Source organism: Allobosea sp. 10L422 (assembly GCF_056395345.1).
In genome coordinates, this window is the sequence record NZ_JBFTJI010000007.1 from 240,911 (window position 1) to 265,873 (window position 24,963).

The window sequence follows — 24,963 nt, forward strand, 5'->3', positions numbered from 1 at the left end:
TCAACCGAAAACGATGCGGCGGCGATCGCGCCGGCGCTGCAGGAAGCCGATCACAGCGCTCCGAACCCGGGACAGCAGCCGGTCGCGCACGGACGGGTTGTGGATGATCTCGGCGCGGTAGAAGGAGGGGCAAAGCACCGCGGCCTCGGCTACCTCGCCGCAATTGCCGCAGCCGACGCAGCTATTGTCGATCGACGCCACGGGATCGTCCCTCAGCGGATCGTCCGTTTCCTTGACCGAGAGCGAAGGACAGCCGGACAGGCGGATGCAGGCGTGATCGCCGGTGCAGACATCCTCGTCGACCCCAAAGCGCTCCTTGACCATGCGCCGGCCGTCCTTCACCGCGCGATTGAACAGCGGCTTTTCGCGGCGCTGGCGGTTCAACATGCATTCCGAGGAGGCGACGATGACCTTCGGGCCTGGTTCGGTCGAGGTGAGCGCCGCCTTCAAGGTGTCTCGCATCCGGCCGACATCGTAGGTGCGCTCGATCTGGCGCACCCAGCCCGCGCCGATCCCCTTCACCGCCTGGACGATCGAATGCTTGGTCGAGCGCGTGTCGTTCGTCGCACGCGACGATAGGATGTCCTGGCCGCCGGTCGCCGCAGAATAGAAGTTGTCGACGATCAGGATGACCTGATCCTGCTTGTTGAACACCGCATTGCCGACGCTCGATGTCAGGCCGTTGTGCCAGAAGCCGCCATCGCCGAGCACCGAGATCGGCTTCTTCCCGGCCGGCACGTTGAAGGCGGAGGCAGAAGCGCCCGCGAGCCCGTATCCCATGGTCGTGCCGCCGAGATTGAACGGCGGCAGGATCGAGAACAGATGGCACCCGATATCGGACGAGATGTGGTGCGGACCGAGCTCCTTCTCGACGAGTTTCATCGCCGCGAAGATCGGTCGCTCCGGGCAGCCGATGCAGAAGCCGGCGGGGCGCGGTGGCACGACCGCTGCCAGTTCCTTGACCTCGGGGGCCATGAGGACCGCATCGGCATTGGGCGGTGGCGCCCGGTTGCCCAGGAGCGGACGGGCATGGGCGGCCAGAAAAGTGTCGATCCCCTTGGTCAGCACGGCCGCCGTATAGTCGCCGCCGAGCGGCAGCACGTCCTTGCCGGCAAGCGTCGCGGATAGCCCGTGCTGGCGCAGCACCATCCCGACGGCTTGTTCCAGATAGGCGGGATGGCCTTCCTCGACCATGAGCACGGCGCGCTTGCCGGCGCAGAACGCGGCGACTTCGCCGTCGACCAGCGGATAGGTCACGTTCAGCACGTAGAGTGGCACGGCGGTTTCGCCATAGGCGTCGGCCAGGCCGAGATATTGCAGGGCGCGGATCACGGAATTGTACATGCCGCCCTGCAGGATGATGCCGACATCCCCTTGGGCCGGTCCGAAGAGCTCGTTCAGCCGATGCGTGCGGATGTACTCGACGGCTGCGGGCCAGCGCTCCTGCAGCTTCTGCCGGTCCTGGAGCATCGAGGCCGGCGGCAGCACGACGCGGTCGACATCGCGCAGCGGTCGCTCGAGGGCTTCCCGGAGCGTGAAGGCCGGCGGCTTGTTCGCCTTGGCGATGAAATGACCATGGACATGGCAGGCCCTGATCCGCACCTGCAGCATGACCGGCGTATGCGAGGCCTCCGACAGGGCGAAGCCGTCCTCCACGGATTTGACGATGGATTCGAGATTGGGGCGCGGATCCAGCAGCCAGATCTGCGATTTCATCGCAAAGGCGTGGCTGCGCTCCTGCGGGATGGAGGAGCCCTCGCCATAATCCTCGCCGAGGATGATCAGCGCGCCGCCATTGACGCCGCTGGAGGCGAGATTGGTCAGCGCGTCGCTCGCGACATTGGTGCCAGCCGTTGATTTCCACGTCACCGCGCCGCGCAGCGGGTACATCACCGATGCCGAAAGCGTCGCTGCCGCGGCCGCCTCCGAGGCGGACGACTCGAAATGAACGCCGAGCTCGTCGAGGACATCCTTGGCGTCCGCGAGCACATCCATCAGATGCGAGATCGGCGAACCCTGATAGCCGGCGACATAGGCCACGCCGGATTGCAGCAAGGCCTTGGTCAGCGCGAGGATACCTTCGCCGCGGAAGATTTCTCCTTCCGTCAGGCGCAGGTCCTGCACTTCCTTCGCGAAGGACCGTTCGGCCATGGCGCACCCCTGATCGCGCGATTGAAATTTATATGCACATTCATCTAATAAGCATCGCCGGCTGTCAATTGGCCTGCTTGCATGCAAAGAACGGCTGACGCCCGGCGTTTTCAACCAAAACGCTAGGGAAGCCTCCGGCGAGCGGGCTGCTCGCTAAGGCGCCGCATCCGCCATTGTCGCGCGATTTGTCGAATTTATTTGCATTATCATATTTATCGGCGACAATCGCCCGGTGGCCTGCATGCTGTCGGCCGCGAGACAGAAAAAAGGGGATGCTGACATGAACGCTTCGGCGCTGATCTCGGGCGTCGCCACGGCCATCGCGTCGGGCGCCATATCTGTGGTGGATCTCACCGCGCCGCTCGGGCCGGACACGCCGGTGCTGTATCTGCCGCCCCAGTTCGGCAAGAACACGCCGCGTTTCAAGATGCACGAGATCTCGGCCTATGACGGCAACGGTCCCTGGTGGGCCTGGGGCTGGATGGAGCTGGGCGAGCATACCGGCACACATTTCGACGCGCCCAGTCACTGGATCTCCGGCAAGGACCGGCCAGACAACACGACCGACAAGCTGCCGCCGCGCGATTTCGTGGCCCCCGCCGTGGTGATCGATTGCAGCCGCGCCGTTGCGGAAGATCCCGACTTCCTGCTGACGGCCGCAGGCGTGCGGGCCTGGGAAGCCGAGCATGGCGAGATCGAGCCCGGTTCCTGGGTGCTGATGCGCTCGGATTGGCACCACCGCAACACGAATGCCCAGGCGTTCCTCAATGCGGACGAAAACGGCCCGCATTCGCCCGGTCCGAGCGTCGACTGCATCGAATATCTCCTGTCGCGGGGTGCGATCGGCTTCGGCAGCGAATGCGTGGGCACCGATGCTGGTGGTGCCGCCGCTTTCGAGCCGCCCTTCCCCGCGCATGCGCTGATGCTTGGCCAGGGCAAATACGGGCTCGCCAGCCTCTGTCATCTCGACAAGCTGCCGCCGAAGGGCGCGCTCCTGCTGGTGGCGCCTTTGAAGATCGTCGGCGGAACAGGTAGCCCGGTGCGCGTTCTGGCGCTGACCCCGGCGGGCTGAGTGCCGGGGTTGCCTGCGCCGGAAACTCCGGTACCTATGCCGTCAAGCTTGAGCATGCGGACCCGATTTCTTGGCCAGTGACGTCAAACGCAAGAGCGCTTCGCGGCCCGCTACCCGGCGGGCCGTCACGGGCGACGCGACCCGGCACCGTCCTCCGACCATCGGGGAATTCGGGTTGGAGAATTTCGCGCCCTATCTGATCAATCGCACCGCGATGCTGTGGAATGCGCGCATGCTCCAGGCCGTCCGCGGGTTCGGCCTCACGACCACGAAGATGCGCGCGCTCGCGGTCCTGAGCATCTACCCCTCGCTGACGGTCAACGAACTCGCCCAGCATGCCGCGACCGAGCAATCGACCATGAGTCGCACACTCGACGCGCTGGAGAGGCAGGGCTTCGTCAGCCGCCAGATTCATGAGCAGGACGGGCGCGTGCGCAGCATCGCCATTACCGCCGCCGGAGCTGCCTTCTTCCAGCAGTTCTGGCCGACGATGTTGGCCATGCATGCGGACCTGATGGACGGCGTCGATGAGACGGAGTTCGCGGCCTTCGCCGCGACACTGCACAAGCTCCTCGCCAACCTCGCCCGCTGACAATCAGCCGGGCCGCCAGCGAATCTGTTGCCCGATATCCAAGGCCTGCGCCTTGCGAAGGGCGCAAACGGCCGCCGCCATGTCCTCGATGGCCATGCCGAGGGATTTGAAGACCGTGAGCGCTTCGGGGCCGGACCGGCCCGGCCGGGAACCGACCAGAACCTCGCCGATCTCGGCGCGGACGTGATCCTCGCCGATCACCCCTTCTCGCATCGGCAGCAGCAATTCCCCGCACTCGACCATCGCCTGCGCCCGCGAATCCACGAAGAACTCGGCTGACGAGACGATGTCCGAGCCGAGCTCACGCGCCTGGGGCGAACTCGCGCCGACGGCGTTGACGTGGCAACCGGCCTTGAGCCAATCGAGCCGCAGCAGGGGCTCGCGGGCGCCTGTGACCGTGCAGATGATGTCCGCTTCGACGACGGCACCTTCGATGCTCGAGGCCAGGCGGCACCCGGTTTCCTCGGCCAGTTTCTCGGCCTGCTGGGGAGAGCGGGCGCAGATGACGATCTCGGCCTGCGGCAGGGCCAAGCGCAGGGCTTCGATATGGGAACGAGCCTGCGTTCCGCTTCCGAGGATCGCGATCCTCAGGGCGTCCGGGCGCGCCAGGGCCAGCGTCGCGACCGCGCTGGTGGCCGCCGTCCGCAAGGCTGTGATCGCGGTCGCGTCGACGAGCGCCAGCGGTTCGCCCGTCGTCCCGTCATGAAGCAGGATGGCGCCCTGATGACTGTCGAGGCCGCGTGCGCGGTTCCCCGACGCGACCAATACGTCCTTCAGGCACCAGATCGGCGCGTCACCGCCCTGAAACGCCGGCATCAGCCCCATCAGCGGCCCGTCCGTCCCCGGCTTGAGCTGGAAGCGCGGAAACTGCTCGCAGTCTCCGCGCGCGAAGGTTTGCAGCGCCTCGCGTACCGCCCCGATGCAATCCTCCATCGTGAGCGCGGCACGAACGTCCATTCCATCGAGGATCAGCACCGTCAGAGCCCCGCCTGCTTGTCCTGCCAGCGCGCCTGCGCGATCGCGAAGGACGGCGCGGCCACGGCGAGCGAGCGCAAGGGAATCCCACCCGGATGCGCCAAACCGATCGGCAGATCCTGGAGCCGGGCGCCTCCCGCGGCTGCGGCCATGACCTCGCCGAGCATGGCGGTCAGTGCGATACCGCGCCCATTGCAGCCGATGCCGCCGAGGAAACCCGGACCAAACTCGTAGAGATGCGGCAGAAAATCGGTCGTCATCGCTGCGGTGCCGCGCCAGACGAAGGCCGCCTCGGGCCTTTCCGGCAGGGCGAGCTCACGCTGGAGGCGCGCGACGATCATGCGCGCCATGCGCTCTTCGGCCCGGACCGGCAGCATCGCCATGCCGCCGCTGATCAGGCGATTATCCCGGTCGAGCCGGTAAGTCAGGAGGTTCGCACGCGTATCGGCCACGGGATTCCGGCGGGGCGAAATCCTGCGGACGGTCGCCTCGTCGAGCGGCTGCGTAGCAACCTGATAGACCGTAAGCGGCACGGTCGATCGGCCGAGACGGCGCGCCGCGCCCTGCTCGAAGGCATTGGTGCAGAGCAGGACCTGTCCGGCTTGAATCTTGCGCTCGCCGCAGACGAGGCGCCAACCGCTTCCCGAACGCTCGACGCTGTCCACTGGACAGCCCTCATGGATTTGCCCCCCGGCGGCGATCGCCGCGCCAGCGAGGCCATAGGCATAATTCAGGGGATGGAGCATGCCGCCGCTCGCGTCGAACAGGGCTCCGGCGCAATGCTGCAGGCCGGAACGGCTGCGCGCTCTCGCCTCGTCCAGCATGACGACCGGCCTGCCGAGATTCTGCCAGGCTTCGGCTCGGCGCGAGAGCACTTCCGCCATCGCCGGCGAATGGGCGACTTGCATCCAGCCGACCCGTTCGGCGTCGCAAGCTATGTCATGGTCTCGGATCGTCGCGAAAACCCGTTCGGCTCCGGCGCCGATCATGGCGAGGAGGCGCTCTCCGCGCTCGCGTCCGAGCCGCGCGATGACGGCGGCCGGGTCGGCCTTGGCGAAGTTCGGGACAACGAACCCGGCGTTCAGGCCGCTGGCCCCCGAGCCGATTGCGTCCGCCTCCAGCACGACCACCCTGGCACCTGTCCGGCCAAGATGCAGCGCCGCGGTGAGGCCGGTAAAACCGGCACCGATGATAGCGATATCCGCAGTGATATCGGCCCGGAGCGGGCTCAAGTGCGGTCGCGGTGCAGCCGTGCTCCACCAGACCGTCCTTCGGTATTGTGGCGTCCCCGGCTCGTATCGCCTCGCTGGCGTCATCGCGTCGTGAACTCCGGCAGATAGAAGGCGGTGACAGGGGGGACCTCCCCCCTCCAGGGAGCGATCTCGACGAGGCAGCTTTGCGCACTGCAGCCCTGGGATAAGGTCGAGGCCGGCTCGTCAAGCGTCAGCACATTCGGGTTGCCGTGCCGGTCGAGACCCGTCGCGGGATCGGGGTCGTACCAGGCACCGGTAGACAGGCGCGCGACGCCCGGCATGATCTCGTCGCTCAGGATCGCCCCGGCCAGGCAGCGGCCGCGATCGTTGAAAAGCTCGACGATTTGCCCCTCGGCTATGCCACGGGCGGCGGCGTCGGCCGGGTTCAGATAGACGGGCTCGCGCCCGGCGATCTTGCCGGCGCGGCTATGGAGGCTCGCATCGAGCTGGCTGTGCAGCCGCCGCGCCGGCTGATCGGTCAGCAGATGCAAAGGAAAGCGCTGTGCCTTCTCGGCACCAAGCCACTCTGTGGGTTCCCGCCAAACGGCGTGGCCCGCACAATCGGGCAACCCGAAACCGGCAACACGCTGCGAGTGGATCTCGATGCGGCCGGACGGCGTTCCCAGCGGATTGCGCTCGGGATCGGCAACGAAAGCCGCGAGCATCGTCGCAGGGCGATCATGTGCCGTCAGATCGACGAGCCCCTTCCGCCAGAAGCTCTCGAAATCGGGCAGCGTGATGTTGCGCGCCTGATTGATCTTGCGGCTTGCGTCATAGAGGCGACGCAGCCAACCCATCGTATCGAGGTTTTCGGTGAAGGTTTCGGCGCAACCCAGCCGGGCGGAGAGCGCCGCGAAGATATCGTAATCGTCGCGGGCTTCGTTCTCGGGAGGCATGGCGCGCTTCATCGCCACGAAAAAGGCTTCCAGCGTCGCGGAGCCGATATCGTCGCGCTCGAGTGTCGTCGTGGCAGGCAGGACAATGTCGGCGCGCTTGGCCGTCGCGGTCCAGTATTGCTCGTTGACCACGATCGTCTCCGGCTTTTGCCAGGCCCGCCTCAGGCGGTTGAGATCCTGATGATGGTGGAAGGGATTGCCTCCCGCCCAGTAGATCAGGCGGATGTCGGGATAGGCGAAGGTCCCACCGTCATAGGTGAAGGGTTCGCCCGGCCCGAGCAGCATGTCGGCGATCCGTGCGACGGGAATGAAGTCGGGGATGCCCGGGCGTCCCTGCGAGAGTGTCGGCCCCTTCACCCTGGCATGTGCGCTGCCCACCAGATTGGCGGCGCCGTAGCCGAGGCCGAAGCCGCCGCCGGGGCGACCGATCTGCCCGAGCATGGCTGCCAGCGAGATCACCGCCCAGAACGGCTGCTCGCCATGGCTGGCGCGCTGCATCGACCAGGAGACATTGAGCATGGTACGCGACGCGGCCATGCGCCGCGCCAGCGCGCCGATCGTCGCGGCCGGCACGCCACTGATCTCCTGCGCCCATTCGGGAGTCTTGGCGATGCCGTCGGATACCCCCTTGAGATAGGCCGCAAAGGCGCTGAAGCCGACGCAATAGCGATCGAGGAAGTCGTGATCGACGAGGCCCTCCGAGAGCAGGACGAAGCCGAGCGCGAGCATCACGGCCGTGTCGGTATTCGGCCTGCACGGAAGCCATTCGGCTCCCGCCCGCGCTGCGCCGATATTGTCGCGGACAGGGCCGATATTGACGAATTGCACGCCGGCCTCCCGCATCATGGCGAGGCCCTGCGCTACGCCGTGCAGCCCGACGCCGCCGGCGTTCATCTGCGCATTCTTCACCGGCACTCCGCCGAAGGTGACGAACAGCTCGGTATGCTCAGCCATCACCTCCCAGGAGGTGTGGCTCGCCATGAGCTCGTCCATGCTGGCGACGATGTGTGGCAGCACCACATTGGCGGCGCCGAGGCTGTAGGAATCGACGTGCCGGACATAGCCGCCGACTGCGTTGAGGAAGCGGTGCACCTGGCTCTGCGCATGGTGGAAACGCCCCGCGCTCGACCAGCCATAGGAACCGCCGAAGATCGCGCTGTTGCCGAAACGCTTGCAGACACGCTCGATTTCGCAGGCGACGAGGTCGAGCGCCTCGTCCCAGGGTACCTCGACGAAAGCATCCTGCCCGCGTCGCTCCGGTGACGCGCCAGGTCCATCGCGCAGCCAGCTTTCGCGGATCGCTGGCCGCCGCACCCGCAGGCGCTTCAACGCGGGATCGAGCTGGTGCAGGCCGATCGGGTTCGGGTCGGGATCGCGCCGGAACGGAGCGATGGCGGGATCGGTCCCGGTCCGCGGCTCGACCTCGTAGAGCCCCCAATGCGACAGCGTGTAGTTCGTCATGGCCTTCTCAGCCGGACGGGCCCGGGCCGCGAGCGCGGCCCGGGCCCGTCCGGAACCTAGCCCCCAATGTGTCAGCCATCGATCTGCTTGAACAGCTACTGCATGTCTTCGGTCGAGAAGCTGCGGTCGATGACGAGATTGGAGCCGTCGACACGCCAGGCCAGGGCCGGACCGCTGACGTCGCCGTTAGCGTCGAACTCGACCGGGCCGGTCGCCCCGAGATATTTGATCGGCGCGCCCTTCGCGATCAGCGCGAGCGCCTTCTTGAACTCGGCAGGACCGGTCGAGACCATTTCTCCCCCCGCCGCATGGCTCTTGCGGATCGCGTCGCGGATGGCGGTTCCCGAGAGGTCGGGGGCGATGTTCATCGCGAGGCCCAGCACCATCACGGCGTCGTAGATATTGTAGATGCCCGGGCCAGCCGCGCTCGCCTTGAACTCGGCCTCGAAGGCTTCCTTGAAGACGTTGACGGAAGGTCCAGCCGCCGAGGCATTGTCCGTGCCGAACGCCTTTGCGAGGTATTTGTCGCCGACCGCCTTGACGAAGTCCGGGCTGCGCAGGGCGTTGTTCAGGATCAGGTTCTGCGTGCCCCCGAGCGATATCCATTCGCGCGCGATCGTTGCGCCATCCTGCGGGAAGGCGACGAGGAACATCGCATCCGGCTTCTCGGCGAGCGCGGAGGCGACCTCGGCCCGGTAGGAGGCCTGGTTCTCGTTGAAGCCGACGGTCTTGACGACCTTGCCGCCGAACGCCTCGGTCGCGCGCGTGAAATCCTTGACCAGGCTCGTGCCATAGTCGGTGTTGACGTAGATCATCGCGATGCGCTTCCAGCCGCGCTCGGCCGCGATTTTCGCCGGTGGGTAGGCGAGGTTCTTCACTGTCGGAAAGGTTCGGAAGAAGAAGCCGCCGGTCTTGCCTTCCTGTGCCATCGTCGTGAGGATCGGTGCGGACGAGCAGCAGGCGATCTGCGGAATCTTGGATGGCACCGCAACCGAAGTCAGGACGGGAATGGTGACGCCGCTGGAGATCGCCGCGGTCAGCGCCGCGACCCGCTCGACCTCCACGAGGAACTTGGCGGCGTCGACGCCGACATTGGGCTGCCCCTGATCGTCCCGCAGCACGAGTTGCACCGGGCATCCCTTGACGCCGCCGCCGGCATTGATGTGCTGCACGGCGAGTTGAGCGCTGTTGGCGATATTCTTGCCCACCGCTCCCATCGATCCCGTCAGCGACAGGACGCCGCCGATTTTGACCGGGCAGGACACGGTCTGAGCCAAAACCTGCGACGGCGCCAGCGCCGACCCCGCAGCGCCTACCGCGCAGGCGAGCAGCAGGCTCCTGATTATGCTCGACATGGCTTTCCCCTCTTTTATGCCTTGGTCGAAACGGCTTCCCGGCAGCCCTCCGGACGCGTCGGGCCACCTGAGGTGATCTTGCATCATTTGATCATAAGAGCACACAAACGCCATGCGGTAAAGCGCCCGCCGCGCGCCCTCTGCAAGCGTGATATCAATTTGATACTTATGCGGTTTTATGCGCGATAGCTGCCGTTCGACTTTGGCTTCAATCTCGAATTCGAACGCCTCGAAGCGAGCCTTCACGCACTCGGGAACCAAGCGACGGCTTGTCCCAGCCAGGCTGGCACCCTATGCTGCAAATCGAAGCATCGTTTGATCAAAAAGTGATCCGGAATGGCCATCGATTTCCTTGAGCCGGTCTCGTCGCGTTCGACGATCCAGGACGGAGTCTACAGGCAGCTGCGGCATGCGCTGATGTCCGGACATTTCGAACCCGGGCAGACGCTGACGATCGCCTTTCTGGCGGAGACGTTCCAGACGAGCCACATGCCGGTGCGCGAAGCGCTGCGCCGCCTGACCGCGGAGAATGCGCTCGTCGTGGTCGCCAACGGGTCGGCCAAGGTGCCGACCGTCAGTCTTGCCGGCCTGAACGATCTGTGCCTGACGCGCATCGCGCTGGAGACGCTCGCCGCGAAGCTCGCCACCGAGCGCAGCACGGCCGAAGACCGCAAGCGCTTCGCCGCGCTGATGCTGGAGCATGAGGCGGCCACGGCCGAGCGCAACCTCGCCAAGATGCTCGGCCGGAACCAGGAATTCCACTTCGCCGTCTACGACAGCTGCGGCTCGCCCGTGGTGGTGCAGTTCATCCAGACGCTCTGGCTGCGCTTCGGCCCCTATATGCGCATGCTGTCGAATTATATCGAGCCTCTGCTCGTATCGGACAGCTACAGGCCGAGTTCCCATCACCGCGACCTCGTGGCGGCGATCGAGGCCGGCGATGCACGCGCCGCCGCCAAGGCGGTGAAAGGCGATATCGAGACGACACAGGATCTCCTGCGCCGGCTGTGTCGCGACGAAGTCGAGAATTCACCGCCGAAGCGCAAGAAAGGAAGCTGAGCCGAGATCGCGTCGCGGCTGGCCTCGATCAGGCCGCGTGACGGGACGTCGTGCTTCGTTCGCCGATCAGGCCGCGCGGGCGCAGCAGCAGCGTCAGCACGAGGATGAGGCCGATGACCAGGGACTGGAGCGCTCCGCCATAGGCCTGATATTGCGCGGGAACCAACTGGGCTGTCGCGGCGCCGATCAGGGTCCACAGTCCCCAGACCAGGATCGCGCCCAGGATCGCGCCCTTGTTGTTGCCGCTCCCACCGATGATGAGCATCGTCCAGATCTGGAAGGTCAGGATCGGCATGAAGTCGGAGGGGCTGACGAAGCCGACGAAGCCGACATAGAGCGCGCCGCCGAGCCCCATCAGCATCGACCCCAGCACGAAGGCCTGGAGCCGGAACAGGCTGACATCCTTGCCGAGCGTCTGCGCGGCGATCTCGTCCTCGCGGATGGCCTTCAGCACGCGCCCCCAAGGCGACGCGACGATCCTCTGCAGGCCACCATAGACCAGCGCGACGATCGCCAGAACGAGCCCGAGATAGTAGAGATTGTTGACGATGGGCGAGCCGGACAGGCCGCGGGCGGGGTTGGGGATCGATGCGATGCCCATCGCGCCGCCGGTCAGCGGCTCGGCGTTCAGGGCGAGGAGCTGGATCGTCGAGGCAATGCCGAAGGTCGCGATCGCGAGATAGTCGTCGCGCAGCTTCAGCGTGGCGAGGCCGATGATCAGCGCGGCGAAGGCCGAGGCGGCCATCGCCCCTGCCAGCCCCACCAGCCAGGGGAGCCCGAAGTTGCCGATGAGCTCAGGGCGAGGCGGCGCGGTGAGGATCGCGAAGGCATAGGCGCCGATCGCATAGAAGCCGACGATACCGGCGTTGAAGAGGCCGGTGGAACCCCACTGCAAATTAAGACCCAGCACGACCACCGCGAAGATCAGCGCGACGCTGGTGAAAAAGACGAGATAGGATAACAGACCGATCATTCCGCCCTCACGCGCGCGTCGACTTGGCGAAGAGCCCCTGCGGCCGGATATAGAGCACGAGCAGGAGCAGCAGGAAGGGCACCGCCGGCTTGAAGCTTGCGGGAATGACCAGGACGGAGAGGCTCTCGGCCAGCCCGACGATGAGCCCGCCGACGACGGCGCCGAAAAGGCTGCCGGACCCGCCGAGCACAGCCGCCGTCAGAACGGCGAGCAGCATGTTGAAGCCGAGCTCCGGCCGGATCTGGACGGTGAGTCCGGCGAAGACGCCGGCGCAAGCCGCCAGCATGCCGGCCAATAGCCAGGTCCAGCGAATGACGCTCGCCGTATCGATGCCGCAAGCCTGCGACAACGCCGGGCTGTCCGCCATCGCGCGCATCGCGATGCCGACGCGGCTCGACTGCAGGAAGAGATGCAGCGAGAGCACGAGGATGAAGGTTAGGACCAGCACGAAGACATGATCCGGCATCAGACGGACGTCCGGCAGGATCTCGACCGCGATCTGAAGCTCCTGGCCGTAGTAGTGCGCGTCCGGCCCCCATAGCAGCAGGATCAGATTGCGCAGCATCAGCGCGACGCCGAAGCTGGCGAAGACCAGCGTGAGAGCCGCGGCCCGCCGTGAACGCAGCCGGCTGAAGACGAGCCTGTCGATCGCGATCGCAACCAGCCCGGTCCCGATGCCCGCGAGCACTGTTGCAGCGATCAGCGGCAGGCCGAAGGACAGGGGGCCGATCGGCTCCGCCGCTCCCATCAGGCTCACCAGCGCCAGCGCGAGATAGGCGCCGACCGTCAGCATCTCGGCATGGGCGAAGTTCGCGAATTTGAGGATTTGCGCGCTGAGCGAATAGCCGATCGCGCCGAGCGCCAGAATGCCGCCTGTCAGAAGGCCGTCCGCAATCGCCTGGCCGATCATGGCGTTCTCCGGGATCCGAGAAAGGCTTCGGCGATGGCGGCGTCATCGAGCAGCTCGCGCGCAGTGCCGGCCATGTGGTTGCGCCCCTCGACAAGGACGTAGCCCCTGTCGGAGACGCGCAGCGCCGCCTTCGCATTCTGTTCGACCATCAGCACGGCGACGCCGCTATCCGCCAGCGCGCGCAGATCGGCCAGAACCTCCTGGACGATCTTCGGCGCAAGACCCGCCGTCGGCTCGTCCAGCATGATCAGCCGGGGCTCGGTCATCAGGGCGCGGGCCACCGCCAGCATCTGACGTTGACCGCCCGACAGGACGTTGGCGGCCGAACGCCGGTGGCTGGCGAGCGCGGGGAACCGCTCGAAGGCGCGCGCGAGCCGCTCACGCAGCAGTGCCTTGGGAAGGATGTGCCCGCCCGCGATCAGATTGTCTTCGATCGAAAGCGTGGCGAAGACATTGCCGGTCTGAGGTACGAAGCCGACACCGGCCGCGATGATCGCGTGGGTCGATCGTCCGGTGATGTCATGATCGTCCAGATGGACGGCCCCCCCTTCGATCATCACGAGCCCGGCGAGCGCCTTCATGAAGGTCGACTTTCCGGCGCCGTTGGGACCGACGAGGGTGACGAGCTCGCCGGCGGCGACATCGACCGAAATGTCGTGGACGATCGGCAGGCCGCGGCGATAGCTGGCGCGCAGGTTGCGGGTGACGAGAAGCGGCCCGCTCATAGCGCCAGCTCCGTCACATCGCCCAGATAGGCATCGACCACACGCTGTTCGCGGACGACGTCCTGCGGCCTGCCGGAAAAGATCAGCTGCCCTTGCGCCATGACGATGATCGATCCGCAGATCCGCATCACCATGTCCATGTTGTGCTCGACGATGAGGAAGCCGATGCCCCTCTCGTTCAGCGCCACGATCTTCTCGATCAGCGTCTCCAGCAGCGCCGGATTGACGCCGGCCGCCGGCTCGTCGAGCAGGATGAGCCGCGGCTCCACCATCATCACCCGCGCAAGTTCGAGCAGCTTCTGCTGACCGCCCGAAAGCACGCCCGCGGGATCCTGCGCCTTGGCGGCCAGCCCTGTGAAGCCGAGCACCTCCATGGCGCGCTCGCGGCAGCGTCGCTCCTCCTCGCGGACGAGCGACGGCCGAAACCAGTTGTTCCAGAAGCGCTCCCCGGCCTGCGCGACGGGGGCCAGCATGACGTTTTCGAGCACCGTCATCTGCGGGAACGGGCGCGGAATCTGGAAGGTGCGGGCCAACCCCTCGCGGAATATCCGGTCCGGTCGAAAACCCGTGATCGGCCGGCCGGCAAAGGTGATTTCTCCCGAGCTCGGTCTGACCTCGCCAGCGATCAAGCCGAAGAGCGTGCTTTTTCCGGCCCCATTCGGGCCGATGAGCCCGGTGATGCCGCCATTCGCGATGGAGAAGGTGACGTCGTCGACGGCGCGCAAGGCGCCGAAGCTGCGGGAGAGGCCGCGGATTGCAAGGATGATGTCGCTCATCTCGTCGTGCCGCCCCGAATGCTGAATGGTCGCTTTCTGGCAGTCATCGCCGGGATCACAGCCGATTGAAGAAGCTGCTCAGGCGATCCATGCCCTCTTCCAGCCTCGCAAAGCCTTCCGAGCCGAAGCAGATGCGCAGATGCCCTTCGCCCGCCGCACCATAGAAACTGCCGGCCTCGACGACGACATGTGCCTGCTCGAGGATCATATCGGCGAGAAGCTGGGATGGCAGGCCGGTGCCCGAGATATCGGGAAACGCATAGATGGCGCCTTGCGGCAGGGCGCACCGCACACCCGGCATTTGGTTCAGCCGCTGCACCACGAAATCGCGTTTGCGGCGATCCTCCTCGACCAGCGCGGCGAGAACATCGCCCGGTCCGGTGATGGCCGCATGGGCGCCGGCCTGGATGAACGTGTTCACATGCGTGACATCGTTCGCCGTGATCTTGAGTAGTCCCGCCATGGCCCAGGCCGGTGCGGCGAGATAGCCGATGCGCCAGCCATCCATCGCGAAGGACTTGGTGAAGGCGAAGGCCGAGAAGGTCCGCTCGGCCATGCCGGGAAGCGAAGCGATGCTGACATGTTCGCCCTCGTCATAGACGATGTCCTCATACACCTCATCGGCGAAGACCAGCAGGTCGTGCCGGCGTGCGAGTTCCGCGAGCCCCTCGAGCTCCGCCCGCGTGAACACCCGCCCCGTCGGATTTACCGGATTGACGAGCACGATCATGCGCGTCCGGCTCGTGATCCGGCATTCGATACGCTCCGGCACGAGCCTGAAATCATCGGCCGGGTCGAGCGCCGCGAAGACGGGCTTGGCTCCGGCGAGCTCGATCTTGCCGATATGCTGCGGGTAATGGGGATCGATCAGGATGACCTCGTCGCCCTGGTCGAGCAGCGCCATGAAGACGGCGAAAGCCGCATGCGTCAGCCCGTTCGTAACGAGGACGGTCTCGGGCTCGGCTGCGATGCCGTTGCGCGCCTGCAGCTTCTCCGCGAGGACATTCCGCAACCGTGCCGTTCCCGGCAAGTCGCTGTAGTGGACGTCACCGGCGAGCAAGGCGTCGATCGTGGCCCGTTTGATGTGCTCCGGCGTGTCCGCTGCCGGCCGCCCCAGCTCCAGATGAATCAGATCATGGCCTGCACCGCGCAGCGCCGCCGCCTTCTGGTACATGCCGAAGGATTTCTTCGGCGTTCCCGAAATCCGCTGAGCCACTCGTTTCATCGTCCGGTCTCCTTGGACGCGATGGCGCTCGCGTGTGTCCGCCGCGCAACCGCTTCGATCTCGACCTTGATCTCCTCGACCGGAAAACCGCAGAGGATCGTCGTATTGGTCGGCCGCGGATCGACAAACTGCTCACCGAGGACCTTGGAAACGGCGAGAACATCGCCGCGCTCGGCGAGGTAGACGCGCACTGACACGATATCGGCGAGGGTCGCATCGGCCTGCGCCAACGCGTCCGCGATGGTCTGCAGGGCACGGCGCGCCTGATCCTCTGCCGAAGCCGGAAAGGCTCCGCTCACCGGGTCATAGCCAGCCGTCCCCGACACGAAGATCCAATCCCCGTCGACGAGCGCGCGCGAATAGCCGGCCAGCTCCTCAAATTTCGAACCCGAGTAGATCGCTCGCCGGCTCATGGGCTTCCTGTGAGTGCTCGTTTGATCAAATAATCGATTCCGCTTTTAGCATATCCGGAACGACATGCAACGGGGGGAGCGCAGCGTTTACGGAAGCGGAATGTCAGGCGGCCGGCCCGGCACGCACCGCGACCAAAGGCGTCAAGCTGCAGAGCCGATCGAGCGGGGACGGGACGCGGCGCACCTTGGCGAATGGCGTCGTCTTGGACGGACTGCGCGCTCCGAGAACGATAAGGGCAAGGCTCGACGTCCACCCTTCGGCGGCTCGTCAACGTGATGCGCTGATTCTCTCGGAACAGACCGGGACAAGGGACGTCGCGATGGAAACCGTCGCACCGTTGCTCATATGAGCAATGGGCCGTCCGAAGTCGGCGACCGATCGTGCGCGTTCAATTCGAACCCACCAGACGACGATATTGTGCCCCGCTTGGGCCAGCGTCCGCTGCACCGCTTCGACGATAATCCATCGGAGACTGTCCTTCCCAGCGCTGGAACGCCCGGGTGAAATGCGACGCGTCCGAATAGCCGAGCATCATCGCGAGTTCCGTCACGCCTGTGCGGCTGTCCTTGAGCCATGTTGTCGCGAGTTTATGGCGCCGATCGTCGAGGATTTTCTCGAAAGGTGCTCCGCGATCGTCCAGTCTGCGTTGCAATGTGCGCGGCGACAGCCCCAGGATGCGGGCAGCTATCTGCAACGTCATTGGCCGATGCGCGAGAGACGCATCGATCATCCGCCCGATCGCGAGCTCGATGTCATCCACGCCCGGCCGGAAGGTGCCGATCGGTTCCTGACTTGTCGGAGCGGACGCCCGACCAAGCATCGAGCCTTTCGTGTGCAGCGGCGTAGAGAGAGCGGCCCGCTTCATGTGAATGAGCGTTTCGCCCTGGTTCCCGAAGCTGACCGGCGCCTGGAAATGATCTTCGTAGCGCGCTCGGCGCCCCTTGCAGGCATGCGCGAAGCTGACGTGCCGGGGCGCCCAGCCCTCGCCTATCAGATAGCGAAGCATACCGACATTGAACGCCGCCGCTCCTTCGTGAAGCAGCCAGGCCGACTCGTCGTCGCCGTCGAGACGATGGCTCCAGATGATCTCGTCGTCCCGCTTCAGCAGCGCGATGGAGACGTGCGATTGCATCGTGGGCATCAAATTGATCTGGTTCTGAAGGCAGGCCTCGGGCGTCGCGCCACGTTCCATCGCCTGGCCGATCGCTCCAAGCTTGGCTGGGTCGGCAGCCTGGCCGAGAGATAGCCCGATCTCTGCGACCCCCAGGCAACGCGCAGAGAGCGCCAGGGCATGATTGACCTGTGATCGCGCAACCACTTTCGCCGAGGTTACGTCATCCAGGCTCATCCCAACCTGACGGAAGATGCCGTCAGGGTTCACGCCGGCTGACGTGAGATAGGTCGGCAGCATGTGGAGCAGGGCGGCACGGGCCGCAGCGCGTGACATATTGCTCCCCCCTGCCCATGTCGTCGCATTTGGGCCTGCCCCAAAACCTTACGCTAAGGCAGTCGCCGCCATCATGACGAATCACTCCGCTGATGCAAATGAAATTCACGCGCTAGTCATGTGAATCGCAGTTGAGCGTCTCAGCTAATCTCCTTGAGAAAAGAAGGCATCATCGTTGGGGAATACGGGCGCCGGTGCATGGCGGCCGAGATAGGATTTGAAAGTCGCCTGAAAGAACAGTGACGGTTTCATCTCCTTGGCGAGGTCGTCGATGCGCTTCTGCAACGCTGCAACCATTGCCGGGTTCTCGGCGGCGAGGTTCTTTGACTCGCCGGGATCCTTCGCGACGTCGTAGAGTTCCAGCTTGGCCGGGAGGGTTGCGCGCCAGGACAGCTTCCAGTCTCCCTGGCGGACTGCGCCCCGAAACATCTCGATATTGTAGACAATCTCCTTCCGGGGCGACGGGGCGCCCTGACTGATGGTCTGCCACACGTCGCTGCCGTCGAGCGGCTGGGTGCCGGTGACGGCCGCGCCGGCCTGCTTCGCGAGCGTCGGCAGCATGTCGACGACGTGGAGAGGCTGGTCGACCTTGCCAGGTTTGACGTGCCCCGGCCAGTTCACCAACGCCGCCGCGCGGGTTCCTCCCTCGTAGAGTGAGCCCTTGCACTCGCGGAACGGGCCGTTATTGGCGGGCAGATCGCCCTTGGTCTCGATCTGCCCGGCAAAGGCAGCCGATTTCACTCCGCCATTGTCGCTGTGGAAGATCACCAGCGTGTTCTCGCGCATGCCCTTCTTCTTGAGCGCGTCGAGCACGGCGGCGATCTGGTCGTCCATCGCGGCGATCATCGCCGCATAGGTGCGCCGGTTCGGGTCCGAGATCGACTTGAAGCGGTCGACATACTGCTGCGGCGCCTGGAACGGAGTGTGCGGCGCGGTGAAGGCCAGATACATGAACATCGGCTTCTTGGCGTCGCGCTTCTCGATATAGCGCACCGCGTCCTTGCCGAGCAGCGTGGTGACGTAGCCGGGCTCCTCGAGCTTCTTGTTGTTGCGGTACCAGTCGGTGACGCCGTGGACCTTGTGCGTGAAGTAGTCGATCTCGCCGATCATGGCGCCGTATTGGTAGTCGAAGCCGCGCTGCTTCGGCCACAGCTTGGTGTCGCCATGGCCAAGATGCCATTTTCCGATGATGGCGGTGTCATAGCCGGCTTCCTTGAGGATCTGCGGCAGCAGCTTTTCGTCGAGCGGGATGCCGAAATTCTGCTCGGGCAGGATGACGAAGCTCTGCAGGCCGTAGCGCATCGGATAGCGGCCGGTCATCAGCGCCGCGCGTGTCGGCGTGCACATGGGCTGGACGTAGAACTGGTCGAGCACCGCGCCGTCGCTGGCAAGCTTATCGATCGTCGGCGTGGCGAGGTCCTTGCTGCGGAAGCCGACGTCGTTCCAGCCGAGATCGTCGGCGACGATATAGAGGATGTTGGGCTTCGGCGCCGATTGCGCCATCGCCGCGGCAGGGGCCAGCAACGCCAGGGTGAAGCAGGCGGAACGAACGGAGGGGAACATATTGTGGTCTCCCATCAAGTCAAAATCGCGCTTTGCCGCCGAGCACGGAACCCTGCTGCAGCGCGTCGAAGATGAAATTGTCGTTGCGATAGTCGACCGTCACCAGAACCTGCAGAGTTCGGACGAAGGGGCCTTGGATATGCGGTTGACCGCCGCCAGGATGATAACGGTACCGTTGGTGACGGCGGCCACCACGCAGCCCCAGGACCGGAGGCGTACTGCCGGAGCGGGCCGAATCGCAGGCTAACACCATCGTGCGGGGATGATGGACCGTCCGCCGCCGCGTATGACGAACCGCGCAATGGTGAGCCCTGCGCGTGGCGGCGGGCTGCGCCTGCGCCTGCGCCAGTCGACCGAGAAGCGGAGGAAGGGAGGGAGTTGCAGCCAGAAGAGAAGCCCCGAGCGCAGGGAATGAATTGCGTGATGTCATCGGAGAACGCGGACGATGCGAATATCAGCGCTCACTCCTAGCCGCCGGCCGCGCGCTCGACTTGCCATTTCGCGCCAAATCCAGGCACGCATCTTCGCGCGACGCCGTGACGATGCGGCACGGACAGCTGCCGATCAGGGCAGATGACGCGCCTCACGGCTCCCGGAGTTCAAAGAGTTGCGCTTCCTGGCGCCCTGGTTCGCGTTGGTGGTGTTCGCCTTCTCCGCGACGGCCCGGTGAAGTCAGGGCCACCCACCATCACGGCCGCCCGCGCGCCCGAGCAAGTTCCGATCGCAGGCCTGTGCGGGCTGCCATGCGCCACAGGCGGCGGCCTGGGCCACATCCCATCACCCCCACCGTGGGCGGCGACTTCTCGGCCCAATTGCCGACGAATTTCCAGATAGTCCGGGACACGCTCGCGGAATCGATAGATGCCGGTCTTGATATGCTTTCAGAGGCACGACACTGCGCGCCACCTGCGCGCACCCCTCCGACGGCCAAGCTCTTGCTTTGCCTAGTCTCTCTGGAAAATCAATCCCTTGGCGGGATGATGGCGGACAGGGAGGGATTTGAACCCCCGATACCCTTGCAGGTATGCCGCATTTCGAGTGCGGTGCATTCAACCACTCTGCCACCTGTCCGCGGTCGCCTTCGGTCGAAGCGAGGCGGTTACTACACAAGCCATCGCCAGGGGGCAAGCCTCTCCGCCAGGAGAAATCCACTCTTCCCCGCCGCTTTTGCTTGACCTCACGCACGAGCCCGACTATCGAGCACCGTCCGGCGTGGGGAAACCCGCGCCTGATCTCTTTTGGCCTGCGTGATGCGTCGCAAGCCGGCAAGAGCAAACCAGACCACGCAACCGACTGCCAAAAAGCCGTCCCGCATGCGCGTCCTTTCCGGAGGCCATGACAGGACGGGGCCGAACATGGAGGACAAAATGTTCGCAGTCATCAAGACCGGCGGGAAGCAGTTCCGCGTCGCCGCCAACGACAAGATCACCGTTGCCAAGATCGAGGGCAACCCGGGCGACACCGTCGCCTTCGGCTCCGTGCTGATGCTCACCGAAGGTGAGAAGACCACGCTCGACACCAAGGCCCTTTCCGAGATCACCGTCGCCGGTGAGATCGTCGAGCAGGCCCGTGGCGAGAAGGTCATCGCCTTCAAGAAGCGCCGCCGCCAGAACTCGAAGCGCAAGCGCGGCTTCCGCGCCGAGCTGACCGTCATCCGCATCACCGACATCCTCACCGGCGGCAAGCAGCCGGAGATGAAGAAGGGCGATGTCTCCGCCGAGCCGGCTGCCGCCAAGGCGAAGGCTGCTCCGAAGGCCGCCAAGGCCGAGACCGGCGAGGAAGGCGACGCGCCGAAGAAGGCTGCGGCCAAGAAGGCCCCTGCCAAGAAGGCCAAGGACGAGGCGTCCGAGGCCTGAGGTCGGGTTTCCCGGCGTCAACATTCGCGCCGGATCATCATTTGCCCAGGCTTCGGCCTCGGCCTGTCGCTCCTGACAGAATGGTGCTCCGGCATTTCGTATCCGAGACGGGTGGCTTTCGCCGCCATTTCGGGTTAGAGAGACACGACAAGTTTTGAGGTAGGGCGTTATGGCTCACAAAAAGGCAGGCGGCTCGTCGCGTAACGGCCGCGATTCAGAGAGCAAGCGACTCGGCGTGAAGCGCTTCGGCGATCAGGCCGTCGTTGCCGGCAACATCATTATTCGTCAGCGCGGCACGAAGTGGCATGCCGGCGCCAATGTCGGCATGGGCAAAGACCATACCCTCTTTGCGACGACGAATGGCCGCGTCCGATTCACGACGAAACTCGGCCGAGCTTTCGTGAACGTAGTCCCGGCCCAAGAGGCCGCAGAGTAAAAGGCGGATAGGGAAATCTCTCGATCCGCCGGTTCCATCGAACCGAACGGATCAAGGGGTAAATGGCCCGAAGAGGGTCTCCCGAAGGTCAGCGAAGGGGAGATGGGACCAAAGTCCCAGCTCCCTTTTTTCGTTTGCGCCGACGGAGAGACACAATGTTCCCCGAACTGACCCGCGACGATGTCTTCCGGCTCGAGACCCGGCGTCTCTGGCTGCGTTGGCCCCGCATGGCCGATGCCAATGCCATCCTTCGCCAGGCCGGCGAGAAAGCGGTGGCGGAGATGACGGCGTCGATCCCACACCCCTACCCGCCCGAGGCGGTCGAGCCATTCATCTTCGCCATGCGCAAGGGCAATGCGCTGGGCGAGCATCTGGTGCTGGCGATCACGCCACGTTCGAAGCCGAACGAGGTCATCGGCATGATCGGTGCGCACAAGCAGGCTTCGGGCGTGCCTTTCATCGGCTACTGGCTCGGCACGCCGCACTGGAGCAAGGGCTACGCCACCGAAGCGGTGCAGGCGCTGATCGACACCTTGTTCTCGCTGGTCGACCTGCCGGCGATCGAGGCCGATACCCGCGTCATCAACCCGGCCTCGCGGCGAGTGCTGGAGAAGTCCGGCTTCCGGCMKGARGGCTCSTTCCTGAAGTCGCTGCCGGCGCGCGGCGGGCTGTTCCCCTGYGAGCAGTWCCGGCTCGACCGCTCGACCTGGGCSGCGCTSAAGAGCTGGGGTGCCAGCGGCTGGGCGCATGCGCCGGAGCGGGAAACTGGCGAGGAGCGGGCGCACGCGCCGACGCTCGGCATGCCCCCGCGCCGCCAGCAGGAACAGGCCGAGCCTTGCCCGGCTTGAAGACCACACAGCCGTCATGCTCGCCCTTGTGGCGAGCATCCACGTCTTGAACGCAGCCCTGGAGCAAAGAAGACGTGGATGGTCGGGACAAGCCCGACCATGACGGTGCCGCGACGTCGCGCTACTTGACGAAAGTGCCGTGCAATTCGTCTTCGATATGCACGCGGATGATCTCCTCGAAGCTCGACTCGCTTTTGAAGCCGAGCGCCAGCGAACGCTGCGGATTGAAATCGCGCGGCCAGCCCGCGACGATCCCATCGATCACCGGATCGGGCACGCGCTTGATCCGGGCTGCGACATTATCGCCGGCGACCTTGCGCAGCGCTTCGATCTGCTCGGCGACCGTGCAGGAATAGCCCGGCATCGTCAGCACCCGGCGCGGGCCGATCGCAGCCGTGTCCATCGTCGCGGCATGGATGAGGAAGCCGACMGCCGAACGCGGCGAGGCATGCCAGTGSCGSACCTGATCSGARACCGGCAGCACCGCCTCCTCGCCGTTCAGCGGCTCGCGGATGATGTTGGAGAAGAAGCCCGAGGCTGCCTTGTTGGGCTTGCCGGGGCGCACGCAGATCGTCGGCAAGCGGATACCGACGCCATCGAAGAAGCCGCGCCGCGAATAGTCGCTGAGCAGGAGCTCGCCGATCGCCTTCTGCGTGCCGTAGCTGGTCAGCGGCGTGGTGAAGAACTCGTCCTCGATCTTGTCGTGGAACGGCGCACCGAACACCGCGATCGAGGAGGTGAAGACCAAGCGCGGCTTGTAGCCGCCGCCGGCCTTGCGGATCGCCTCGAAGAGATGGCGCGTACCGTCGAGATTGATCCGGTAGCCCTTGTCGAAATCGGCTTCGGCCTCGCCGGAGACGATGGCCGCGAGATGGACGATCAATTCGGGCCGCGTCGCGATCAGGCTCTCCGCCTCGCCCTCGATCGAAAGATCGGAGATCACCGCCTCGAAATCGAAGGGAGCGGCCGGCGGGGGTGAGGCGACGACGACATCCTGCGCGGTCACGCGGGTCACCGGCTTGCCGCCGAGCGCGCCGTCGCGCGCCAGCCGCTCGATGAACTTGCGTCCGACCATGCCGGCGCCGCCGAGAACGAGAATATGCATCGAATCTGTCCTGAAGGTTGGGTCTGATTGGTTGGCGTCGGTCAGTTCGGAAGATGGCCGTCGAGATCGTCCTCGATATGGACGCGGATGATCTCGTCGAAATCGCGTTCAGCCTTGAAGCCCAGCGCCAGCGCGCGCTTGGCGTCGAACCGCGTCGGCCAGCCGGCGATGATGGCGGAAGAGGCAGGATCGGGCGCGCGCCTGATCAGCTTGACCGCCCGGTCGCCGGCAACGCGCCTGAGCGCCTCGATCTGCTCGCCGACCGTAACGCAAACGCCCGGCATGGTCAGGTTGACGCGCGGGCCGAGTTGCTCGCGCGAGAGCCCGGAAGCATGGATCAGGAAGCCGACGGCCGCGCGCGGGCTGGCATGGGTGAAGAGCACTTCGTCGCCGACCGGCAGCAGCGCCTCCTGCCCCTGCAATGGCTCGCGGATGATAGCTGAGAAGAAGCCGCCAGCCGAGGCGTTCGGCTTGCCCGGCCGGACCACGATCGAGGGGAAGCGGATGCCGACCCCCTCGACGAAGCCGCGCCGCGTGTAGTCGGCCAGCAGCAATTCCCCGATGGCCTTCTGCGTGCCGTAGCTGGTCAGCGGCGTGACATGGAACTCATCGGAGATTACGGAGGGGAACGGCGCGCCGAAGATGCCGCTCGAGCTGGTGAAGACGAGCTTCGGCACGTAAGCCGCGCCGCCCTCGTGCCGGATCGCTTCCAGCAGATTGCGCATGCCGTCGAGATTGACGCGGTAGCCCTTGTCGAAATCGCGCTCGGCCTCGCCGGAGATGATCGCGGCAAGATGGAAGATCAGGTCCGGCCGCAGGGCGGCGAGTTCCTTCGCCACGGCAGCGTCGCCGGAATCCTCAACGCGGATCGCAGCCCGGTCTGCGAGCTCGGGCGGCAAGGAAGCGGGCACGACATCTGTCAGAGTGAGCTTGCTGATCGCCTTGCCGGCGCAACTTCCCTCGCGCGCCAGACGTTCCGCCAGTTTCCGGCCGACCATGCCGGCCGCCCCCGTGATCAGAACATGCATGGGCGCTCCCTACCCGTTCTCGTGCCGGGGCGCTTCTTGTCGCGCCCTTGAACGATGGCGGACGGAAGACCGCCCGCCATCCGCAGTCGCGCTCAGAGCGCGAAGCCGCCATCCGCCAGATGGATCTGGCCGGTGGTGTAGCTCGACTCGTCGGCGGCGAGATAAACCGCGAGCCAGGCGATCTCCTCGGCCGTGCCGAGGCGGGCCATCGGCTGGCGATCGATGAAAGCCTGCCGGGCGGCGGCCTCGGTCGTCCCGGTGGAAGCAGCGAGGTCCTTGATGCGCTGGTCGAGCGAGGGCGACTGGATCGTGCCCGGGCAGATCGCGTTGGCGCGGACGCCCTTCTTGATGTAGTCGGCTGCGACGGCCTTGGTCAGGCCGATCACCGCCGCCTTGGTCGCGCCATAGGCGTAGCGATTGGGGATGCCGCGCACCGAGCCGGCGCCCGAGGCAATGTTGATGATCGAGCCGTTGTGCTTCTCCAGCATGCCCGGCAGGAACGCCTGGATCGTCCGGTGCATCGCCTTGACGTTGAGGTCGAAGGAGAAGTCCCAGGCCTTGTCGTCGGTGTTCAGCACCGTGCCGTGATGGACGAAGCCGGCGGCGTTCACGAGAACGTCGATCGGGCCGACCTTCTCGGCGAAGGCGTTGACCGCCTTGGTCGAGAGCACGTCGAGCTTGCGCTTCTTCGCCTTGGGAATGCCTTCGAGCAGGCCGACATCCTTGTCGGTCGCCCAGACGGTGGCTCCCTCAGCCACGAAAGCCTCCGCGATGGCCCGGCCGATCCCCTGCCCCGCGGCGGTGACGACCGCTACCTTGCCCTTCAAACGTCCTGCCATGCTC

The 24,963-nt window shown here is 65.5% G+C and carries 23 protein-coding genes and 1 tRNA gene; 6 read left to right on the forward strand and 18 right to left on the reverse strand.

Annotation, left to right across the window (positions count from 1 at the left end; translation table 11 throughout):
- Positions 1–2,151, reverse strand: a complete 2,151-nt coding sequence (locus tag AC1DEZ_RS16125) for a thiamine pyrophosphate-dependent enzyme (protein WP_476779971.1) — start codon at positions 2,149–2,151, stop codon at positions 1–3.
- A 280-nt stretch (positions 2,152–2,431) separates the two neighbouring features.
- Between AC1DEZ_RS16125 and AC1DEZ_RS16130 the strand changes: the two genes are divergently transcribed.
- Together AC1DEZ_RS16130 and AC1DEZ_RS16135 are read left to right on the forward strand one after the other, a co-directional pair.
- Positions 2,432–3,223, forward strand: coding sequence for a cyclase family protein (locus AC1DEZ_RS16130; RefSeq protein ID WP_441510656.1), 792 nt, complete (start codon positions 2,432–2,434; stop codon positions 3,221–3,223).
- A gap of 70 nt (positions 3,224–3,293) precedes the next feature.
- The gene (locus AC1DEZ_RS16135) at positions 3,294–3,815 is read left to right on the forward strand and encodes a MarR family winged helix-turn-helix transcriptional regulator (protein WP_441510657.1); all 522 of its coding nucleotides are present in this window, start codon (positions 3,294–3,296) and stop codon (positions 3,813–3,815) included.
- 3 nt (positions 3,816–3,818) lie between these two features.
- Here AC1DEZ_RS16135 and AC1DEZ_RS16140 read toward each other — a convergent pair whose 3' ends face one another.
- From AC1DEZ_RS16140 to AC1DEZ_RS16155, 4 genes are all read right to left on the reverse strand, one after another.
- Positions 3,819–4,772 carry an ornithine cyclodeaminase family protein gene (locus tag AC1DEZ_RS16140; protein WP_476779972.1) on the reverse strand — a complete coding sequence of 318 codons (954 nt, stop codon included), beginning with the start codon at positions 4,770–4,772 and terminating at the stop codon, positions 3,819–3,821.
- A 20-nt stretch (positions 4,773–4,792) separates the two neighbouring features.
- Positions 4,793–6,022: an NAD(P)/FAD-dependent oxidoreductase gene (locus tag AC1DEZ_RS16145; RefSeq protein ID WP_476779973.1), complete on the reverse strand. Its 1,230-nt coding sequence runs from the start codon at positions 6,020–6,022 to the stop codon at positions 4,793–4,795.
- Positions 6,023–6,102: 80 nt separating this feature from the next.
- Positions 6,103–8,400, reverse strand: coding sequence for a molybdopterin guanine dinucleotide-containing S/N-oxide reductase (locus tag AC1DEZ_RS16150; RefSeq protein ID WP_476779974.1), 2,298 nt, complete (start codon positions 8,398–8,400; stop codon positions 6,103–6,105).
- 95 nt (positions 8,401–8,495) lie between these two features.
- Positions 8,496–9,755, reverse strand: a complete 1,260-nt coding sequence (locus tag AC1DEZ_RS16155) for an ABC transporter substrate-binding protein (RefSeq protein ID WP_476779975.1) — start codon at positions 9,753–9,755, stop codon at positions 8,496–8,498.
- A gap of 336 nt (positions 9,756–10,091) precedes the next feature.
- Between AC1DEZ_RS16155 and AC1DEZ_RS16160 the strand changes: the two genes are divergently transcribed.
- Positions 10,092–10,814: a GntR family transcriptional regulator gene (locus tag AC1DEZ_RS16160; RefSeq protein ID WP_441469638.1), complete on the forward strand. Its 723-nt coding sequence runs from the start codon at positions 10,092–10,094 to the stop codon at positions 10,812–10,814.
- Between the two features lie 28 nt (positions 10,815–10,842).
- Here the strand turns inward: AC1DEZ_RS16160 and AC1DEZ_RS16165 are convergent, their stop codons facing one another.
- The 10 genes from AC1DEZ_RS16165 to AC1DEZ_RS16210 all read right to left on the reverse strand — a co-directional run bounded on the left by AC1DEZ_RS16165 (position 10,843) and on the right by AC1DEZ_RS16210 (position 19,918).
- Positions 10,843–11,787: a branched-chain amino acid ABC transporter permease gene (locus AC1DEZ_RS16165; protein WP_476779976.1), complete on the reverse strand. Its 945-nt coding sequence runs from the start codon at positions 11,785–11,787 to the stop codon at positions 10,843–10,845.
- A 7-nt stretch (positions 11,788–11,794) separates the two neighbouring features.
- Positions 11,795–12,697 (reverse strand): branched-chain amino acid ABC transporter permease, encoded by a 903-nt coding sequence (locus AC1DEZ_RS16170; RefSeq protein ID WP_476779977.1) that lies wholly within the window; start codon positions 12,695–12,697, stop codon positions 11,795–11,797.
- Positions 12,694–13,422: an ABC transporter ATP-binding protein gene (locus tag AC1DEZ_RS16175; protein WP_476779978.1), complete on the reverse strand. Its 729-nt coding sequence runs from the start codon at positions 13,420–13,422 to the stop codon at positions 12,694–12,696. Before AC1DEZ_RS16175 ends, AC1DEZ_RS16170 begins: the two co-directional genes overlap by 4 nt.
- Positions 13,419–14,198, reverse strand: coding sequence for an ABC transporter ATP-binding protein (locus tag AC1DEZ_RS16180; RefSeq protein WP_476779979.1), 780 nt, complete (start codon positions 14,196–14,198; stop codon positions 13,419–13,421). Before AC1DEZ_RS16180 ends, AC1DEZ_RS16175 begins: the two co-directional genes overlap by 4 nt.
- Before the next feature lie 55 nt (positions 14,199–14,253).
- On the reverse strand, positions 14,254–15,423 hold the full coding sequence (locus tag AC1DEZ_RS16185) for a pyridoxal phosphate-dependent aminotransferase (protein ID WP_476779980.1): 1,170 nt from the start codon (positions 15,421–15,423) through the stop codon (positions 14,254–14,256).
- Complete coding sequence (locus AC1DEZ_RS16190; RefSeq protein ID WP_476779981.1) at positions 15,420–15,836, reverse strand: RidA family protein; 417 nt, start codon at positions 15,834–15,836, stop codon at positions 15,420–15,422. The genes AC1DEZ_RS16185 and AC1DEZ_RS16190 overlap by 4 nt, the downstream gene beginning before the upstream one ends.
- 389 nt (positions 15,837–16,225) lie before the next feature.
- Entirely contained in the window at positions 16,226–17,284 is a 1,059-nt protein-coding gene (locus AC1DEZ_RS16195; protein WP_476779982.1) for an AraC family transcriptional regulator, read from the reverse strand.
- Between the two features lie 144 nt (positions 17,285–17,428).
- Positions 17,429–18,847, reverse strand: a complete 1,419-nt coding sequence (locus AC1DEZ_RS16200) for an arylsulfatase B (protein WP_476779983.1) — start codon at positions 18,845–18,847, stop codon at positions 17,429–17,431.
- A gap of 19 nt (positions 18,848–18,866) precedes the next feature.
- Positions 18,867–19,277 (reverse strand): hypothetical protein, encoded by a 411-nt coding sequence (locus AC1DEZ_RS16205; protein ID WP_476779984.1) that lies wholly within the window; start codon positions 19,275–19,277, stop codon positions 18,867–18,869.
- Positions 19,278–19,828: 551 nt separating this feature from the next.
- Positions 19,829–19,918 (reverse strand) — tRNA-Ser (locus AC1DEZ_RS16210).
- Between the two features lie 296 nt (positions 19,919–20,214).
- Between AC1DEZ_RS16210 and rplU the strand changes: the two genes are divergently transcribed.
- The 3 genes from rplU to AC1DEZ_RS16225 all read left to right on the forward strand — a co-directional run bounded on the left by rplU (position 20,215) and on the right by AC1DEZ_RS16225 (position 21,987).
- Positions 20,215–20,703, forward strand: coding sequence for a 50S ribosomal protein L21 (gene rplU / locus AC1DEZ_RS16215; protein WP_476779985.1), 489 nt, complete (start codon positions 20,215–20,217; stop codon positions 20,701–20,703).
- A 169-nt stretch (positions 20,704–20,872) separates the two neighbouring features.
- Positions 20,873–21,139 carry a 50S ribosomal protein L27 gene (gene rpmA, locus AC1DEZ_RS16220; protein WP_038363769.1) on the forward strand — a complete coding sequence of 89 codons (267 nt, stop codon included), beginning with the start codon at positions 20,873–20,875 and terminating at the stop codon, positions 21,137–21,139.
- 155 nt (positions 21,140–21,294) lie between these two features.
- Complete coding sequence (locus tag AC1DEZ_RS16225) at positions 21,295–21,987, forward strand: GNAT family N-acetyltransferase (protein ID WP_476779986.1); 693 nt, start codon at positions 21,295–21,297, stop codon at positions 21,985–21,987.
- 121 nt (positions 21,988–22,108) lie between these two features.
- Here AC1DEZ_RS16225 and denD (AC1DEZ_RS16230) read toward each other — a convergent pair whose 3' ends face one another.
- The 3 genes from denD (AC1DEZ_RS16230) to AC1DEZ_RS16240 all read right to left on the reverse strand — a co-directional run bounded on the left by denD (AC1DEZ_RS16230) (position 22,109) and on the right by AC1DEZ_RS16240 (position 24,959).
- Positions 22,109–23,092 (reverse strand): D-erythronate dehydrogenase, encoded by a 984-nt coding sequence (gene denD / locus AC1DEZ_RS16230; protein ID WP_476779987.1) that lies wholly within the window; start codon positions 23,090–23,092, stop codon positions 22,109–22,111.
- Positions 23,093–23,133: 41 nt separating this feature from the next.
- Positions 23,134–24,120, reverse strand: a complete 987-nt coding sequence (gene denD / locus AC1DEZ_RS16235; protein ID WP_476779988.1) for a D-erythronate dehydrogenase — start codon at positions 24,118–24,120, stop codon at positions 23,134–23,136.
- Positions 24,121–24,212: 92 nt separating this feature from the next.
- Positions 24,213–24,959, reverse strand: coding sequence for an SDR family oxidoreductase (locus tag AC1DEZ_RS16240; RefSeq protein ID WP_441510673.1), 747 nt, complete (start codon positions 24,957–24,959; stop codon positions 24,213–24,215).
- Positions 24,960–24,963: the final 4 nt, after the last annotated feature.

Excerpts from the sequence above, each read along its gene's own strand:
- rpmA (WP_038363769.1), top strand. The coding sequence starts at position 20,873 with ATGGCTCACAAAAAGGCAGGCGGCTCGTCGCGTAACGGCCGCGATTCA.
- AC1DEZ_RS16200 (WP_476779983.1), bottom strand. The coding sequence starts at position 18,847 with ATGTTCCCCTCCGTTCGTTCCGCCTGCTTCACCCTGGCGTTGCTGGCC.
- AC1DEZ_RS16175 (WP_476779978.1), bottom strand. The coding sequence starts at position 13,422 with ATGAGCGGGCCGCTTCTCGTCACCCGCAACCTGCGCGCCAGCTATCGC.
- AC1DEZ_RS16140 (WP_476779972.1), bottom strand. The coding sequence starts at position 4,772 with ATGGACGTTCGTGCCGCGCTCACGATGGAGGATTGCATCGGGGCGGTA.
- AC1DEZ_RS16125 (WP_476779971.1), bottom strand. The coding sequence starts at position 2,151 with ATGGCCGAACGGTCCTTCGCGAAGGAAGTGCAGGACCTGCGCCTGACG.
- AC1DEZ_RS16170 (WP_476779977.1), bottom strand. The coding sequence starts at position 12,697 with ATGATCGGCCAGGCGATTGCGGACGGCCTTCTGACAGGCGGCATTCTG.
- AC1DEZ_RS16130 (WP_441510656.1), top strand. The coding sequence starts at position 2,432 with ATGAACGCTTCGGCGCTGATCTCGGGCGTCGCCACGGCCATCGCGTCG.
- AC1DEZ_RS16165 (WP_476779976.1), bottom strand. The coding sequence starts at position 11,787 with ATGATCGGTCTGTTATCCTATCTCGTCTTTTTCACCAGCGTCGCGCTG.
- AC1DEZ_RS16190 (WP_476779981.1), bottom strand. The coding sequence starts at position 15,836 with ATGAGCCGGCGAGCGATCTACTCGGGTTCGAAATTTGAGGAGCTGGCC.
- AC1DEZ_RS16150 (WP_476779974.1), bottom strand. The coding sequence starts at position 8,400 with ATGACGAACTACACGCTGTCGCATTGGGGGCTCTACGAGGTCGAGCCG.
- AC1DEZ_RS16205 (WP_476779984.1), bottom strand. The coding sequence starts at position 19,277 with ATGACATCACGCAATTCATTCCCTGCGCTCGGGGCTTCTCTTCTGGCT.
- AC1DEZ_RS16160 (WP_441469638.1), top strand. The coding sequence starts at position 10,092 with ATGGCCATCGATTTCCTTGAGCCGGTCTCGTCGCGTTCGACGATCCAG.
- AC1DEZ_RS16155 (WP_476779975.1), bottom strand. The coding sequence starts at position 9,755 with ATGTCGAGCATAATCAGGAGCCTGCTGCTCGCCTGCGCGGTAGGCGCT.
- denD (WP_476779988.1), bottom strand. The coding sequence starts at position 24,120 with ATGCATGTTCTGATCACGGGGGCGGCCGGCATGGTCGGCCGGAAACTG.
- AC1DEZ_RS16180 (WP_476779979.1), bottom strand. The coding sequence starts at position 14,198 with ATGAGCGACATCATCCTTGCAATCCGCGGCCTCTCCCGCAGCTTCGGC.
- AC1DEZ_RS16240 (WP_441510673.1), bottom strand. The coding sequence starts at position 24,959 with ATGGCAGGACGTTTGAAGGGCAAGGTAGCGGTCGTCACCGCCGCGGGG.
- AC1DEZ_RS16195 (WP_476779982.1), bottom strand. The coding sequence starts at position 17,284 with ATGTCACGCGCTGCGGCCCGTGCCGCCCTGCTCCACATGCTGCCGACC.
- AC1DEZ_RS16185 (WP_476779980.1), bottom strand. The coding sequence starts at position 15,423 with ATGAAACGAGTGGCTCAGCGGATTTCGGGAACGCCGAAGAAATCCTTC.
- rplU (WP_476779985.1), top strand. The coding sequence starts at position 20,215 with ATGTTCGCAGTCATCAAGACCGGCGGGAAGCAGTTCCGCGTCGCCGCC.